This is a genomic window from Brevibacillus composti (assembly GCF_016406105.1).
In the GTDB taxonomy this organism is placed as follows: domain Bacteria; phylum Bacillota; class Bacilli; order Brevibacillales; family Brevibacillaceae; genus Brevibacillus; species Brevibacillus composti.
The window spans coordinates 4,112,900-4,128,082 of sequence record NZ_CP066308.1 but is presented as its reverse complement, the minus strand read 5'-3'; the positions used below and the strand labels follow the sequence as shown (position 1 = coordinate 4,128,082).

At 54.3% G+C, this 15,183-nt stretch carries 16 protein-coding genes; all 16 read left to right on the top strand.

Annotated features, from left to right (window positions below; all coding sequences use genetic code 11):
- Position 1: 1 nt before the first annotated feature.
- Positions 2–511 carry an NADH-quinone oxidoreductase subunit J gene (locus JD108_RS20645; RefSeq protein ID WP_198827787.1) on the top strand — a complete coding sequence of 170 codons (510 nt, stop codon included), beginning with the start codon at positions 2–4 and terminating at the stop codon, positions 509–511.
- Positions 508–819: an NADH-quinone oxidoreductase subunit NuoK gene (gene nuoK, locus JD108_RS20640; protein WP_198827786.1), complete on the top strand. Its 312-nt coding sequence runs from the start codon at positions 508–510 to the stop codon at positions 817–819. Before JD108_RS20645 ends, nuoK begins: the two co-directional genes overlap by 4 nt.
- A gap of 27 nt (positions 820–846) precedes the next feature.
- Entirely contained in the window at positions 847–2,769 is a 1,923-nt protein-coding gene (nuoL, locus tag JD108_RS20635; protein ID WP_198827785.1) for an NADH-quinone oxidoreductase subunit L, read from the top strand.
- On the top strand, positions 2,759–4,294 hold the full coding sequence (locus JD108_RS20630) for a complex I subunit 4 family protein (RefSeq protein ID WP_198830208.1): 1,536 nt from the start codon (positions 2,759–2,761) through the stop codon (positions 4,292–4,294). Before nuoL ends, JD108_RS20630 begins: the two co-directional genes overlap by 11 nt.
- Positions 4,295–4,297: 3 nt before the next feature.
- Positions 4,298–5,821 (top strand): NADH-quinone oxidoreductase subunit NuoN, encoded by a 1,524-nt coding sequence (nuoN, locus tag JD108_RS20625; protein WP_198827784.1) that lies wholly within the window; start codon positions 4,298–4,300, stop codon positions 5,819–5,821.
- A gap of 408 nt (positions 5,822–6,229) precedes the next feature.
- The gene (locus tag JD108_RS20620) at positions 6,230–6,460 is read left to right on the top strand and encodes a DUF1146 family protein (RefSeq protein WP_198827783.1); all 231 of its coding nucleotides are present in this window, start codon (positions 6,230–6,232) and stop codon (positions 6,458–6,460) included.
- A gap of 93 nt (positions 6,461–6,553) precedes the next feature.
- Positions 6,554–7,309 carry a YwmB family TATA-box binding protein gene (locus JD108_RS20615; protein WP_198827782.1) on the top strand — a complete coding sequence of 252 codons (756 nt, stop codon included), beginning with the start codon at positions 6,554–6,556 and terminating at the stop codon, positions 7,307–7,309.
- 18 nt (positions 7,310–7,327) lie between these two features.
- Positions 7,328–8,671, top strand: a complete 1,344-nt coding sequence (gene murA / locus JD108_RS20610) for a UDP-N-acetylglucosamine 1-carboxyvinyltransferase (protein WP_198827781.1) — start codon at positions 7,328–7,330, stop codon at positions 8,669–8,671.
- Positions 8,672–8,866: 195 nt separating this feature from the next.
- Positions 8,867–9,910, top strand: a complete 1,044-nt coding sequence (spoIID, locus tag JD108_RS20605) for a stage II sporulation protein D (protein ID WP_198827780.1) — start codon at positions 8,867–8,869, stop codon at positions 9,908–9,910.
- A gap of 68 nt (positions 9,911–9,978) precedes the next feature.
- Positions 9,979–10,716 carry a M23 family metallopeptidase gene (locus JD108_RS20600; protein ID WP_198827779.1) on the top strand — a complete coding sequence of 246 codons (738 nt, stop codon included), beginning with the start codon at positions 9,979–9,981 and terminating at the stop codon, positions 10,714–10,716.
- Between the two features lie 224 nt (positions 10,717–10,940).
- On the top strand, positions 10,941–11,225 hold the full coding sequence (spoIIID, locus tag JD108_RS20595; RefSeq protein ID WP_198827778.1) for a sporulation transcriptional regulator SpoIIID: 285 nt from the start codon (positions 10,941–10,943) through the stop codon (positions 11,223–11,225).
- A 117-nt stretch (positions 11,226–11,342) separates the two neighbouring features.
- The gene (gene mreB, locus JD108_RS20590; protein ID WP_198827777.1) at positions 11,343–12,359 is read left to right on the top strand and encodes a rod shape-determining protein; all 1,017 of its coding nucleotides are present in this window, start codon (positions 11,343–11,345) and stop codon (positions 12,357–12,359) included.
- A gap of 6 nt (positions 12,360–12,365) precedes the next feature.
- On the top strand, positions 12,366–13,289 hold the full coding sequence (locus JD108_RS20585; RefSeq protein WP_198827776.1) for a flagellar hook-basal body protein: 924 nt from the start codon (positions 12,366–12,368) through the stop codon (positions 13,287–13,289).
- Between the two features lie 17 nt (positions 13,290–13,306).
- Positions 13,307–14,122 (top strand): flagellar hook-basal body protein, encoded by an 816-nt coding sequence (locus JD108_RS20580; RefSeq protein WP_198827775.1) that lies wholly within the window; start codon positions 13,307–13,309, stop codon positions 14,120–14,122.
- A gap of 28 nt (positions 14,123–14,150) precedes the next feature.
- The gene (locus JD108_RS20575) at positions 14,151–14,399 is read left to right on the top strand and encodes a DNA-directed RNA polymerase subunit beta (RefSeq protein WP_198827774.1); all 249 of its coding nucleotides are present in this window, start codon (positions 14,151–14,153) and stop codon (positions 14,397–14,399) included.
- Positions 14,400–14,532: 133 nt separating this feature from the next.
- Positions 14,533–15,051: a CDP-alcohol phosphatidyltransferase family protein gene (locus JD108_RS20570; RefSeq protein ID WP_198827773.1), complete on the top strand. Its 519-nt coding sequence runs from the start codon at positions 14,533–14,535 to the stop codon at positions 15,049–15,051.
- Positions 15,052–15,183: the final 132 nt, after the last annotated feature.

The following is a 15,183-nucleotide window of genomic DNA, read 5'->3' as shown; positions in this document are numbered from 1 at the left end:
GATGAATGGCGAGTTTCTTGCGTTTTTTATCCTCTCCCTCCTGACGATTGGCGGAGCGGTCTTCATGATCAGCTTCACCCGTGTCGTGCATATGGTGATTTCGCTTGGCATCACGTTTATCAGCATCGCCGGCCTGTTCGTTTTGCTCGGGGCGGAATTCGTCGGAGTAGCGCAAATCCTGGTCTACTCCGGAGCGATCTCCATTCTGATGCTGTTTGGGATCATGCTGACCAAGCACGACGCATCTGATGAGGGTTCCACTCACAAATGGAAAAACGCGTTTGCGCTGATTTTTGTCGCAGTTCTGTTTGGACTGATGTTTTGGGGAATTCAGCGCACAGTCTGGCCGCAGCCAGCGGAAACGGCTGTCACTGAGGTGAGCAACGTCAAGCAGATCGGGGTAGACGTGTTCAAGATCTACGTCATTCCGTTTGAGCTGATCTCTGTTCTGCTCCTGGTTGCTCTCGTAGGCGCGATCATCATGGCGAAAAAGGAGGAGGACAGCGAATGAGCGTGAGCATTACCTCCTATTTACTAGTGGCCTTGATCCTTTTTTGTGTAGGCATGTACGGCGCACTGACCAAGAGAAATGCAGTCGTCGTCTTGATTTCGATCGAATTGATGCTGAATGCGGTGAATATCAACCTGGTGGCATTCGCCAAATACGGGCTGTATCCGTCGATTACCGGACATATCTTCAGTCTGTTCACGATGACGGTGGCAGCCGCCGAGGTAGCGGTCGGTCTGGCGATTCTGATTGCCTTGTACCGCAACAAGGAAACAGTCAACGTCGATGAGATGGATTCGATGAAACGCTAGGACAGGGATTCGAAAAGGAGGACAAAAATGGATACCTTTATGCAATACGCTTGGTTGATTCCTCTGTTTCCGCTCTTTGCTTTCATCGTGATCGTCTCGTTTGGCCGTCAGTTGAAAGAAGGAGCAGCCGCTGTCGGAATACTGTTGACTGCCGTTTCATTCTTATTGGCAGTCGTGACGTTCTGGCAAAGGTTTCAAGAGGGAGCCATTGACTACAACTATTCGCTGGATTGGCTAAAGGTTGGAGATATTGTCATCACCATGGGCTTTGAGGTGAACCAGCTGAACGCGATGATGCTGGTAATCGTGACCTTGGTCAGCCTGCTGGTGCAGATCTACTCCAAAGGCTATATGAAGGGCGACGAGCGGTTTCCGGTTTTTTATCAGTATCTGGCCCTTTTTACGTTTTCCATGCTGGGCCTGGTGATCGCTCCCAACCTGCTGCAGGTTTACATTTTCTGGGAGTTGGTCGGGGTTTGCTCGTTTTTGCTCGTCGGTTATTACTATTTCAAGCCGGAAGCGAAAGCGGCGGCGAAAAAAGCATTCATTGTTACGCGCATCGGAGACTTGGGTCTTTTTATCGGAATCTGCCTGTTGTTCTGGTGGACGGGCAGCTTTGAGTATACGCAAATCTTTGACAGTGTCGCGCTCGGCAAGCTGGAGCCGTGGATGATCACACTGGCGGCGATCCTGATCTTCGTCGGTGCCGTGGGGAAATCGGGTCAATTCCCGCTTCATACCTGGCTTCCGGACGCCATGGAAGGTCCGACGCCGGTGTCCGCCCTGATTCACGCGGCGACGATGGTCGCGGCCGGGGTGTATCTCGTGGCAGCGACATTCCCGCTGTTTATCGCTTCCGAGACAGCATTGAACGTCGTAGCGTATGTCGGCGGATTCACCGCGATCTTCGCGGCTTCGATCGGTCTGACACAGCGCGATATCAAGCGCGTTCTCGCTTACTCGACGGTCAGCCAGCTCGGCTTTATGATGCTGGCGCTGGGGGTAGCCGGTGCTGCCGGTTACGTAGCGGGCACCTTCCACTTGATGACGCATGCCTTCTTCAAAGCGCTGCTCTTCCTGGGCGCAGGAAGCGTGATTCATGCTGTACATACCCAGAATGTTTTTGAAATGGGTGGATTGTGGAAAAAGATGCCGATTACCGCGCTGACGTTCCTGATCGGGTGTCTGGCGATCGCAGGGATCTTCCCGTTTGCCGGCTTCTGGTCCAAAGAAGCGATTCTCGGCGCAGTCTACGAAGCACATCGCTTTGACCTGCTGCTGATCGCCATGCTGGCAGCGTTCTTTACCGCGTTTTACATGTTCCGTCTCTTCTTCCTGACGTTCGCCGGAGAAGCGCGGGGCAAGCACGATGCGCATGAATCGCCAGGCGTTATGACCGGGCCGCTATTGGTCCTCGCTTTGCTGGCGATCGTGTCCGGCTTTATGCACACGCCGTTTGCTCCTGTGCTGGGAGACTGGCTGATGAGCGGAGAAGTGGGCGCGGCGATTGAGAATGTATACGGGATGGGCGAAGGGCATGCGGCCGCTTGGTTGCAGATCGTCGCTCTGGCTGTATCCATCCTGGGTATTTTCCTGGCCTGGCTGATGTACGGCAAGCGGTCGATTCCTTCCGATGCGATTCCGGAAGCGATGCCGTGGCTGTACCAGCTTTCCTACCGCAAGTATTTTGTAGATGAGCTGTATCAGGGAGTCATTGTCCGTCCGTTGGGATGGCTCGGACAGTTGCTCAATCTGTTTGACAAGTATGTAGTAGACGGATTGGTGGCCTTGGTGGCGAAAATCACCCAAGGGATCGGTTCATTGCATGGCCGGGCACAAAACGGGCAGGTGCAATCGTACGGAGCCATGGTGCTGTTTGGCCTGGTGCTGTTGATTGTCGCCATCACATTGACGGCGCAGGGAGGTGGAGTCCTTGGCATTGGCCAATAGTATCTTGCTTACACTCATTGTCTTTTCACCGCTTTTGGCCATCCTGGTTCTGGCGTTTATTCCCCGGTACAAGGGAGGCGTGATCAAGCAGGTCGGTGTCTGGGGAACGCTCCTGCCGCTCGTTTTGTCCCTCTTGCTGTTCGGATCGTTTAACTACGAGCAGTCGGGTATGCAATTCATCGAGACGGCGAAATGGATCTCGATCCCGATCGGCACCTTGCAGTCCGGCGGCGTCTTTTCCTTTGATCTGGCCTATGAGCTGGGCGTGGACGGAATCTCCATGCCGCTGATGGTTCTGACGGCCATCATCGCGACATTGGCAGCCGTGGCGTCGTGGAATCAGAAGAAACGGCTGAAAGAGTATTTTATCCTGTTTCATCTGCTCTTGATCGGCATGTTCGGTGTATTCGCTTCGCAGAATCTGTTCCTGTTCTTTATCTTCTTCGAACTGACGCTGATTCCGACCTATTTCCTGATCGGGATCTGGGGCTACGGGGAGAGGGAGAAGGCGGCCAATAAATTCCTGTTGTACAACGGAATCGGCTCCGGTGTCATGCTGATCGCCTTTATCGTCCTGTTCATGTACCTGAACACGATGAATATGGGGGACATCAGTTCCTTGCTCGCATCGGGCACCCATCCGGCGGCCATGGCGATGACGCCTGCATTCCGGTTTGGACTGTTCCTGGCGATCTTCATCGCCTTTGCGGTAAAACTGCCGGTCTTCCCGTTCCATACCTGGATGCTGAAGGTTCACGTGCAGGCGCCGCCGGCGATTGTCATGATCCACTCCGGAATTTTGCTCAAAATGGGGGCCTACGGTCTTTTGCGCATGGGCATCGGGTTTTTCCCGGAACAAGCCTATCAGTTTGCGACCTGGATGGCTGTCCTCGGGTTGATTAACATTTTGTACGGAGCGGTACTGGCTTTTGTCCAAAAAGACCTGAAGATGGTCATGGCTTACTCCAGTATCAGCCACATGGGCATCGTTCTGCTCGGATTTGCGGCGATGAACACGATCGGTTTCCAGGGCGCGATGTTCCAGGTCGTCTCCCACGGATTCATTTCGGCGCTGCTGTTCTTCCTCATCGGAATGATCTGGGAGCGAACCCAGACCTCGATGATCGACGAGATGGGCGGACTCGCCAAAGTGATGCCGTTCGCCAGCGGGATCATGCTGGCTGGCGCGATGGCATCGCTCGGCTTGCCGGGGATGTCCGGGTTTATCAGTGAATTCTTCGCTTTCCTCGGCTTGTTTGGAAAAATGCCGATTCTCGCGGCGGTCGGTACGCTCGGTATCGTGCTGACAGCGGCCTACCTCTTGCGGGCCATCTTGAAAACGACATTCGGTCCGACACCTGACCGTTTTACGGGTATGGCAGACGCACAACCGATGGAAGTGATTCCACTGGTGGTGCTGCTCGGCTTCATTATCCTGATCGGCGTGTATCCGGCCGTGCTCGCGAATCCGCTGCAGCAGACTTTGAAAACAATCGTCCCCATCGTTACGGGAATAGGAGGGTAATCCATGGACGTAAAAGATATCTTCTCGTATAACTGGATGTACCTTCTGCCCGAATTTATCATTCTGGGATTCGCGACCGGCTTGTCTTTGCTTGATTTGTTTGCCGGGAAGCGTTTGGGCAGATCAGTCATTGGATGGCTGAGCCTGGCGGGGGTATTGCTGGCGTCGGTATTCGTCTTTGTCAACATCGGCAGTATGAGCGAACCGTATGCCTATATGGCGGATACGATCCGCATCGATGATTACGGCAATGCCTTTAAGCTGATCTTCCTCGGGGGAGTCGCTTTTACCATCCTGCTCTCCATGTCTTATCTGAAGCATGGCGAGGTCAAGCATGGCGGCGAGTATTACTATCTGCTGCTGACGGGCCTTTTGGGCGCGATGGTCATGGCGTCCTCGGCTGACCTGATCACGATGTTCGTCGGGCTGGAGCTCTTGTCTCTCTCCTCCTACGTCTTGGTCGGTCTGCGCAAGAAGTCTTTGCAATCCAATGAATCGTCTTTTAAATACGTCGTATCCGGTGCGATTTCCACAGCCGTCACCCTCTTCGGGATGTCTTACGTGTACGGCCTGACGGGCACGACCAATATCTATCAAATCGCGGAACGGCTGGCGGACGCGGCGATGTCCGGCTATGATTTCATTATTTACGCAGCATTTGCCTTTTTGGTGGCGGGGCTGGCGTTCAAGATCTCGGCAGCACCCAATCACATGTGGGCACCAGATGTCTACCAAGGGGCAGCGACTCCGGTCACGGCATTCCTGGCGGTCGTTTCCAAAGCGGCAGGCTTTGCCCTGGTTTTCCGTTTGCTGCTCATCTGCTACTTCGGCGTTCAGACGGATACCCGTTTCTTCTTTGAACAGGGAGCGCTGATCCTGGCTGTGGTGGCGGGAGCCTCGATGATCATCGGGAATACCATGGCCCTGCGCCAGACCAATGTCAAACGGCTGATGGCCTTCTCCGGAGTGGCACAGGCCGGCTATCTGCTGGTGCCGTTCGCACCGCCGACCCTGCTGTTCTTCGGAGAAGTCACCTTCTTCCTGTTTGCTTACCTGCTCGCTAGCTTTGGGGTCTTTGCCGTCATTATGATCGTGGCGCGGGATCAGCAGACCCATGATCTGAAGGGCTTCGCCGGACTGTATCATCGCGCGCCGCTGCTCGCGGTCTCGATGAGCATCTTCCTGCTGTCGCTCGCCGGGATACCGGTGACCGCCGGATTCTTCGGGAAGTTCTACATCTTCATGGGCGCGATTGCCCAGGGCAGCTACTGGCTGGCGGCCATCATGATCGCGACCAGCATCGTGTCGTACTACTACTACTTCGGCTTTATCCGGCAGATGTACATGCGTCCGGGAACGACGGAGGCAGCCTTGTCCGTACCGAAAGGGATTGGAGTCATGGTCGTGCTTCTGGCACTGGCGACCGTCGTGTTTGGGGCATTCCCGGGCTTGGTGACCGAGTACGTGCACAACTACCTGGATCCATCGTTTAACTTCGGCGACATGCTGCCACCGAACTTTCAATGAAATATAGGCAAAGATCAGGTACAATGAAGGGGACGGCTTTCGGGCCGGCCTCTTTTCTTTTTTCAGATACAAGCCAGAATGGTCGGAGATAGACTCATTTCTCAAGGGGCCGTAGTGAGAAGAAGCATGTTTCCCCGCTGTGCTCCGGGCTCCGCCCTCAAGGGAGCGCAGACAGTCCGCTCCGGAGCCATCCGCGGGGGTGCGCAAAAGCAGTATCGCTACGAAGTGATTTCAGAGGTTGCGCCCCTTTTTCCCGCGTACGTCTCCTCCGCTGGGCAGGGCTCCACAGTCGCGCCGCAGGGAAACATGCTTCTTCCCGGTACGGCAGAGCCAGTATCATGTTTTTTTAAAAAAAGTAAAACAATCCCAAGAATCATCCGTTAAGTATGATAGAGGAGTGAAACAAACGTGTCCCAAGCGGTATACGGCCTAGTCAACATTATCATCACCGTCATTCTGATCGGAATCAGCTGGTGGGCTTTGCAAGCGCTGCGATTCGATCTCTTTTTGAGCAAGCCAAACGGAGCGAGAGCCAAGCTGCTGCAAATCATCCTGTCCATTCTGCTCGGTTATCAAATGGCCAGCTTCTTATTCGACTACCTCGGCTGGTCCATGATTTTCGGACAGATGTTTTCCTGATCGCAGTTTCATCCAAATCCGCTGGTATATCCCTCCAATTTTACGTGCAAACTGAGAAGTACAGAGAGGCATGGAAAAGGGAGAAGGATAAACATGGGGAAACGGACAGGATGGTTGATTCTGTTGGTCATGGCAGCACTGGCTGCAGCGTGGTGGATGCCGGCGGAAGCGCAGCGCGGACAGCAGGAGCGGAGTGCAGCAGCGCGGTTGTTCGAAGTGATCGAAGGCTCCGGGGCCGAGGGAGTAAGTGTGGAAGTGCGCACCCGTATCTCGCTTGGGACGTTGGCTGATCCGGCTGAGGTGCAAGCGTTGGGCATAAGCTGGGCAGAGCGTTTGCAATTGCCGCAGGGCCAGGCTCAGTGGGACCCATCTCCCCAGCTGGTATCGTATGAGGTGCAGTCCTATGGACAGGGGGCAGCCCTCCATTTTCAGATGACAGGTGTTCCGCATCAAGAGGGGATCGACACATATCTAGTACTGTCCATAAAAGGGAATCGTGATTCTCTACCATATGTTGATTCCATTCAGAAGTACCATGAAAAAGTGCTGAGGGAAGCGGGTTTGGTTCCGCAATTTAGCACTTGTATTCGCGGAATGTACAATGGTAAACTGAGTGTTGATCAACAGGAGGGTAGAATTTTGTCGATATTTAGAGCCCTCCAAGCAAAAGAGTTGGAGCGTTTGGAGGACGAGACGGTCGTCAGCATCTCCGGGTACACCCCCGAGTGGAAACCGTTTCTGCTCTTAGATGGACAAGCCAAGATGAATCTGCAAATCGCGACTCACCGGGATAGTGAAGCCGGTACTTGGATTACAGCAGGCACACCAATTATTACAGCGGAATATTAGCACGCGGAGGGGTACACATTGGATAAAATTATTGTCCGCGGCGGTAAGGCATTGGCAGGGAATGTAAAAGTCTCCGGCGCCAAAAATGCCGTACTCCCTATTATTGCAGCATCGATCCTGGCGGAAGAAGGAACCAACGTCATTCATGACGTTCCTGCTCTTGAGGATGTCAGGATTATCTGCGACCTTTTGAAATCACTGGGGATCACCCTTACATACGATAATGAAGTGTTGACCATCCAGGCCGCTAGCCTGACGAGTGTAGAAGCCTCCTATGAACTGGTGCGCAAGATGCGCGCTTCCTTTTTGGTCATGGGACCGCTTCTGGCTCGCGAAGGCAGGGCGCGTGTAGCTTTGCCGGGCGGCTGCGCCATCGGGACTCGTCCGATTGATCAGCATCTCAAAGGCTTTGAAGCGATGGGGGCCGAAATCAAAATCGGACAGGGATTTATCGAAGCGAGCGTAGAAGGACGTTTGCAAGGGGCAAAAATCTACCTGGATATCGCCAGCGTGGGGGCCACTGAAAATATCATGATGGCTGCGGCGCTCGCCGAAGGGACGACCGTCATCGAAAATGCGGCGGAAGAACCGGAAATTGTGGATTTGGCCAACTTCCTCAACGGCATGGGCGCCAAGATCCGAGGCGCGGGCACGGGCTCCATCCGCATCGAAGGCGTGGAGAAGCTGAGAGGCTGCACGCACTGCGTCATTCCTGACCGGATCGAAGCCGGAACCTTTATGGTAGCGGCGGCGATTACCGGCGGCGATGTTTTCATCGAAAACGCCATCTGCGATCACTTGAAGTCGGTGACGGCCAAGCTGAGAGAGATGGGCGTCGAGGTGGACGAGCAGGAAAACGGCATCCGCGTCAGAAGAAAAGGAACGCTTCGTGCCGTCGACGTAAAAACACTGCCGTACCCTGGTTTTCCGACAGACATGCAGTCGCAAATGATGGCGCTGCTCTTGGCATCGGAAGGGACCAGCATCGTCACCGAGACTGTTTTTGAAAACCGTTTTATGCATGTAGAAGAATTTTGCCGCATGAATGCCAATATCAAGATCGAGGGACGCAGCGCCATCGTCGAAGGCGGCGCCAAGCTGACCGGCTGCAAGGTAGCGGCTACGGACCTGCGGGCGGGGGCTGCGCTTGTCCTGGCGGGACTCGTGGCGGAAGGCGTGACAGAAGTAGGCAGCCTCCACCACATCGACAGAGGCTACGTCCGTTTTACGGAAAAGCTCCGCGGTCTAGGTGCCCAGATCGAGCGAGTATCCGCTGCAGCGCAGGCAGAGGCGGAGGCCGGTGCCGAAGAAGCGAAGCAAGCCGAACCGCTCAAGGTGCAGTTTTCCCCCAATTTTGCCTGATCCGAAAGCGGACACCCATAACCGCACACGATCGTATGCGAGAAAAAGACTTCCTCTTGGCAGGAAGTCTTTTTTTGTTTGCCTTTTTGTCCGCAAACACCCCCAACTCTTCCATCTCTCTTATTCTCTCGTTCTACCTCCGGCTGCCTGTACATAGACTGAAAATGTCCAGCACAAGAGGGGAGGAACTGTAGCATGAAACGTTACCTGGTGATGTGGTTCGTCGGATTGCCGATACTGCTCGTAATGCTGCCTGCCGCGCTGGTCTATCTGTTCTCGCCATCGTCCGGAAGCGGCGGCCTTCCGCAGCAGACAGCGGCACCGGTGAGTGGGCCTGTCCATCAATCATCGGTAGAGGTAAAAGTGTATCGCCAAGAGAAAAAGACAGTGGAGACCCTGCCGTTGGAAGCGTACATCGAGGGAGTCGTGGCTGCCGAGATGCCTGCCGAGTTCGAGATGGAGGCGCTAAAGGCACAGGCGATGGCCGCGCGCACCTACATCATCCGGCGGCTCAAAAGCCAGCAGTTTGACGATGTTCCCGGCGGGGCGCAGGTCACCGATACGGTCAAGCACCAGGCATTCGTCGATGAAGAGCAGCGCCGGGAGAATTGGAAAGAACAATTCACCTGGAAAAACAACCGGATCCGCCAAGCCGTGCTGGCGACAGCGGGTGTCGTCCTGACCTACGACGGCCAACCCATCGACGCCACCTTCTTTTCTACCAGCAATGGCTTTACCGAAAATGCCAGCGAGTACTTTGAATCGCCCGTGCCATACCTGAAAAGCGTAGCCAGCCCCTGGGACATCCAATCGCCCCGCTATGAAAATACCGTCAAGATTAGTCTTGCCGAGTTGGAGAAGCGCCTGGGCGTGAAGCTGGCGAATACGGCATCCACGTCGGGCAACTGGTATCAGATCCTGGAGAGAACGACAGGCAATCGCGTGGGCAAGGTAAGCATCGGGGGAAAAGAGTTTAGCGGCCGGGAGTTCCGGGAGAAGCTGGGGCTGCACTCCTCCGCCTTTACGATGGAGCTGCGCGGCAGTGACGTGTACATCACGACCAAGGGCTACGGCCACGGTGTCGGGATGAGCCAATGGGGGGCAAACGGAATGGCCAAGACAGGAAAGACCGCGGAGCAGATCGTCAAATACTTCTACCAGGGCGTCCATCTGGAGAATTTCGATCCCATCCTGAAGGAGCAAACCGCCTCGGCGGGCAAACTGTCTGCAAATTTTTAAGTTTCCCCTCTCTCTCAGGTTTATTCGTCCAAAAACTGGCGATACTGAGGGATGAGGTGATGAATAAAATGGAAGATCAAAAAAATCAAAATCAACCGATTCCGTTTAAAAAGGCAAGTTCCTGGAAGAGTGTACTGGGCAAAAAATGGGCGTTTCCGGCGATCTACATCGGCACCGCAGCAATCATTCTCGCTTTTGTGATGTGGTATCAGAGCGGTGGAACAGACACCGTTCCCGGACAAGACGGAGCTGCGGGCGGCGTAGCCATCACGACACCGCAGGAGGGAAGTGCTGATCCGGCGTCCGAAGCGGGAGAAAATGGCGCGGTCCCGGTAGCGGGCAGCGTCCAGCCGCTCGCCTGGCCGGTCGGCAAAGGCGTGCAGTACGAAAAGGTCATGAACTTCTTCGACGATCAAGCGTCCAAGGAAGAACAGCAAAAAGCGCTCGTCAAGTACGAGGATACCTTCATGCCGCACACTGGTATCGACCTGAAGGCGACCGACGGCAAGAGCTTTGATGTCACGGCCGCTCTCCCGGGGAAAGTAACCAAAGTGGAGAACGATCCGCTCGTCGGTCAAACAGTAGAGATCGAGCATGCGGACAAGATGGTCACCGTCTACCAAAGCCTGGAGAAGGTAACCGTCAAGCCGGGCGATGAAGTCACCCAAGGCCAGGTGCTGGGCAGCGCGGGGCGCAACGTGTATGAAAAAGACGCAGGCATTCACCTTCACTTCGAAGTGCGGGTAGATGGCGTCCCCGTCGATCCGGATCAATACCTGCTTCAATCCGAGATGCAGGATCAATAATCCGGGAAAGAAAGCCAACCGATTCTTCAGGAACGAAAATTTGAGCCGAAAACCTGTAGGGACTACTCTCTACAGGTCTTTTTTTTGCATGCGGGCGTCCATGTGTACATGCTGCCCAAAAAAGATGTGGTCGTGCTGGCTTGTCAGGCTTGGAAACGTAGAATATGTGTCCGCACCTACCCATATATTGTAACAGACAATGTTGAAACAGGGAGGCGAGTAGCGTGCACGATTACATCAAGGAGCGAACCATAAAAATCGGCCGGTATATTGTAGAAACGCGGAATACGGTTCGCATGATCGCCAAAGAATTTGGTGTTTCCAAAAGCACGGTACACAAGGATCTGACAGAACGGCTGCCTGAGATAAATCCGGAGTTGGCGAACCAGGTGAAGGAGATCTTGGAGTATCACAAGGCGATCCGGCATCTGCGGGGCGGGGAGGCAACCAAGATCAAGTACAAGAGAAGGAGCAAGAAAGCACGGGTAGAACAGGAGGAGAGCGTGTAAAAAAATCTCAATCTACAAACAAATATTTCCTAAGTCCATAAGAATTTCCTTGTCCTCTCACGTCGAACAGCCTATGATAAGGGGTAGATATGTAACTGGTACAGGGAGGACCTTTTCATGTTTGGCAAAGATATCGGAATCGACCTAGGTACGGCGAACGTCCTGATTTATATCAAAGGCAAGGGCGTTGTATTGGATGAACCTTCTGTTGTGGCAATCGACAACCATACGAAAAAAGTACTGGCTGTAGGGAACGAGGCTCACCGAATGGTGGGACGGACGCCGGGGAATATCGTGGCGATTCGACCTTTGCGAGACGGGGTCATTGCTGATTTTGACATTACAGAGGCCATGCTGAAACATTTCCTGGCCAAAATTAGCGGGCGAAACATGTTTGCGCGCCCACGCATCCTGATTTGCTGCCCGACGAACATCACGTCGGTGGAACAAAAGGCGATTCGCGAAGCAGCTGAGCGCAGCGGCGGCGCACGTGAGGTCTTTATCGAAGAAGAGCCAAAGGTAGCGGCAGTAGGAGCCGGCATGGAAATTTTCCAGCCTTCCGGCAACATGGTCGTGGATATCGGTGGCGGCACGACGGATGTAGCGGTCTTATCCATGGGTGATATCGTCACGTCTTCCTCTATAAAGGTAGCGGGCGACAAATTTGACATGGCTATCATGAGATACATAAAAAACAAATACAAATTGCTGATCGGGGAACGTACGTCTGAAGATATCAAGGTACAAATCGGTACGGTTTCCGGCGGACGCCAGGACGAAATGGACATTCGCGGCAGGGATATGGTAAGCGGTTTGCCACAGACCATTACCATTCGATCCTACGAAGTCCAGGAAGCCCTGGCTGAGTCGGTTGGTGCCATCGTACAAGCATCCAAAGCTGTTTTAGAACGAACACCTCCGGAGCTTTCTGCCGATATTATTGATAAGGGAGTTTTCCTTACCGGAGGAGGCGCGCTTCTGCACGGCTTCGACCAGCTGCTCGCGGACGAATTGAAGGTGCCGGTGCTGGTGGCCGAAGACCCGATGATGTGCGTAGCCAAAGGAACCGGCATGATGCTGGATTATCTGGACAAAGTGCCAACGTATCGGAAGAAGAAGTTTTTCGGGAGGTAATGCCGCGTGATCAGAGGCTTATACACGGCCACATCAGGTATGTTGTCCCTGCAAAGAAGGCAGGATTCGCTGGCGAATAACCTGGCGAACATCAATACGCCAGGCTACAAGCAAGACGTGGGCGTCATGCGTGCTTTTCCTGAGCAGCTGCTGGCGCGCATCCGCGATCAGGAAGGACCGGATATTCAGGGGCTGCCGCAAATGGGTGGACAAGCTGCCCTGATCGGCCGCCTGCACACGGGTGTATACATGTCGGAGGCACTTCCTGTATTTCGCCAGGGAGATATTGCCGAGACGCGCGATCCTTTCGATGTCGCGCTGATGGACAATATCCAGCCGGATGAGGAAGGCAATGAGCGGCGCCTGTTTTTCAGCGTGGCGAGATTGGAAGACCCGGCTGCAGGCCCGGCCGAGCCGGAGCAGCTCCGCTATACGCGCAACGGCAACTGGAGCGTCAATGCGGACGGCTATTTGGTGACGGCGGACGGCTACTATGTATTGAATGACGAGAATCAGGCGATCCGCGTCAACGATCCGGACGGCATCGAGGCGAGCGCGGGCCACACCCTGGAAATCAGCCAGGACGGCGCTCTTTTCTACCGGAATGAAGACGGAGAGCGGGTGCCGTTTGGGGAGCAGAGCCTAGGGATCAGGGTGGTGACCAGTCCTCAGCAGCTGGTGAGAGAAGGGACGAACATCTACCGCTATGAAGGGGAAGGTCAGCCTGTCAACGCGGCGGAAGATCCGGAAAATGAAGGCTTTTACGGTGTGAAGCAGGGATGGCTGGAGCGCTCCAACGTAGATCCGGCCCAAACCATGACCGACATGATGACCGTACTCCGGGCCTACGAGGCCAACCAGCGCATCATCACGACGCTGGACGGCACATTGGAAAAAGCAGCCAATGAAATCGGCCGGGTAAACGGGTAGAATAGGAGGAAGAACGCATGCAATCGCTTCATATCTCCACATCGGCGCTGCGCGGCGTTCAGCAGGCGCTGGACAACACGGCCAATAATCTGGCCAACGTCGATACAGTCGGATTCAAGCGGCGCTCCGCCTCTTTCTCCGAACTGCTGTCCGACTCGATGAACGAACAGGCGGCAGTCGATAATCAGCAGCGCAACTCGCCGGCTGGCCTGCGGATCGGCAGCGGCGCGCGGCTGGGCTTGACGAAGATGGATGTCACCCCGGGCAGCATGAAGGTGACGGATGTTCCCACCGATCTGATGATCGAAGGGGACGGTTATTTTCTGGTCTCACGTGTGTTTCGCAATGCGGACGGGGAGATGGAGGACGAGTACCGGCTGACGCGGAGCGGCGGTTTTCAGCTGACCCAGATGGGGGATCTGCCCGGTTTTGCCCTGGCGACGCCAACGGGGGAGTACCTGGTGGACGAAGTGGGCAACCGCATTACGTTTGAAAACCCGGGAGAGCTGACCATTACGCCCGAGGGTGTCGTCATGATGGACGGAGTAGAAGCAGCACAGCTGCGCCTGTTCAAAGTGGACAACCCTGATCAGCTGCAGCAAGTCGGCAGCAACCAGTTGCTCGCTCCTACGCTAGGCGACCAAAAAGCGCCTGATTTCATGGATTACGCGGAGGGCAGAATCCGGCAAGGGGCGCTGGAGTCATCCAACGTCAATCTGCAGGAGGAAATGTCTCAACTGATCAATATTCAAAGGGCCTATCAATTGAATTCCCGTGCGATCGGCATTACCGATCAGATGATGGGGATCGCCAATTCACTGAGGTCTCGTTAATACACTCAGCAAGTCGGAGGATACGCGCATGGATCAAGGAAAGGGAAAACGCTCCCCGCGTGAAAATCAGGGAGCCGAGCAGAGAGAACGAAAGCCCGTCGGCAGCGCTTGGCAGATCAGAGCGGCCAAGCTGTTGATCGTCCCGTTCCTGCTGTTTTTCTCGCTGATCATTGGCCTTGTCATCGGTTACAGCGTAGTCGGGGACAAGCCCGCGTCTGAAGTATTCGATCTGAATACCTACAAGCACATGTATGATTTGATGTTCTCCGGAACATGATAGGCAGACCCCAACCGCTGGTGGTATGGGGTTTTTCTAATGACATTCATGAGGACTTGTTGTGCCCGTTGTCCAGAGAGTATAATGGAACAGTGGCAAAAAGGGAGTGACGATTTGATCCGGAGGGATATCCGTGAATCTGCCAAATGCGTTGACCGTTTTTCGCATCGTTCTCATCCCTTTGTATTTGTACGTGTTTTTTCAGCCGTTTCCGTATCATGTGGAGATTGCCCTGGGCATTCTGATCCTGGCGGGATTGACTGATATTGCAGACGGATACATAGCGCGAAAGCACAAGCTTGTAACGACGTTTGGAACCATGATGGACCCCTTGGCAGACAAGCTGATGATGATGGCAGTCATTGCCTCATTGTTCTTGACAGAGCGCATAAGCGTGTGGGCCACCTTGATTTTTTTCGCTCGAGATGCAGGGATGATCGCAGTGTCGGCTGTGTACCACCTGCGCGGGAAAAAGACAGTCCCGGCCAACGCTTTTGGGAAGATCACCACAGTCTTGTTTTACATTGCGTTTCCAATGGTGATATACAGATATCAGTATGGTGAACTGATTTTGTGGAGCGTCATCCTGTTCTCTTTCGTGACCACGGCTATTTACTTGGTGAAGTTTCGTCTGATGAATCGCGTGTACTGATACAAAATGGGTTTGGACAAGTAAAGAGCACTTCCGCTCCACGTGCAGGAAGTGCCCCTCTATTTTAACCCCGATCGCACCCAGAAGGACGACAGGGGGTTGTCTATATTCTCAGTTTCGCGTATGGTCTTC

Bases quoted from the DNA above. Each gene is read 5' to 3' on its own strand.
- spoIID (WP_198827780.1), top strand. From the start codon at position 8,867: ATGAAACGTTACCTGGTGATGTGGTTCGTCGGATTGCCGATACTGCTC.
- JD108_RS20600 (WP_198827779.1), top strand. From the start codon at position 9,979: ATGGAAGATCAAAAAAATCAAAATCAACCGATTCCGTTTAAAAAGGCA.
- mreB (WP_198827777.1), top strand. From the start codon at position 11,343: ATGTTTGGCAAAGATATCGGAATCGACCTAGGTACGGCGAACGTCCTG.
- nuoN (WP_198827784.1), top strand. From the start codon at position 4,298: ATGGACGTAAAAGATATCTTCTCGTATAACTGGATGTACCTTCTGCCC.
- JD108_RS20615 (WP_198827782.1), top strand. From the start codon at position 6,554: ATGGGGAAACGGACAGGATGGTTGATTCTGTTGGTCATGGCAGCACTG.
- JD108_RS20645 (WP_198827787.1), top strand. From the start codon at position 2: ATGAATGGCGAGTTTCTTGCGTTTTTTATCCTCTCCCTCCTGACGATT.
- JD108_RS20575 (WP_198827774.1), top strand. From the start codon at position 14,151: ATGGATCAAGGAAAGGGAAAACGCTCCCCGCGTGAAAATCAGGGAGCC.
- JD108_RS20580 (WP_198827775.1), top strand. From the start codon at position 13,307: ATGCAATCGCTTCATATCTCCACATCGGCGCTGCGCGGCGTTCAGCAG.
- nuoK (WP_198827786.1), top strand. From the start codon at position 508: ATGAGCGTGAGCATTACCTCCTATTTACTAGTGGCCTTGATCCTTTTT.
- nuoL (WP_198827785.1), top strand. From the start codon at position 847: ATGGATACCTTTATGCAATACGCTTGGTTGATTCCTCTGTTTCCGCTC.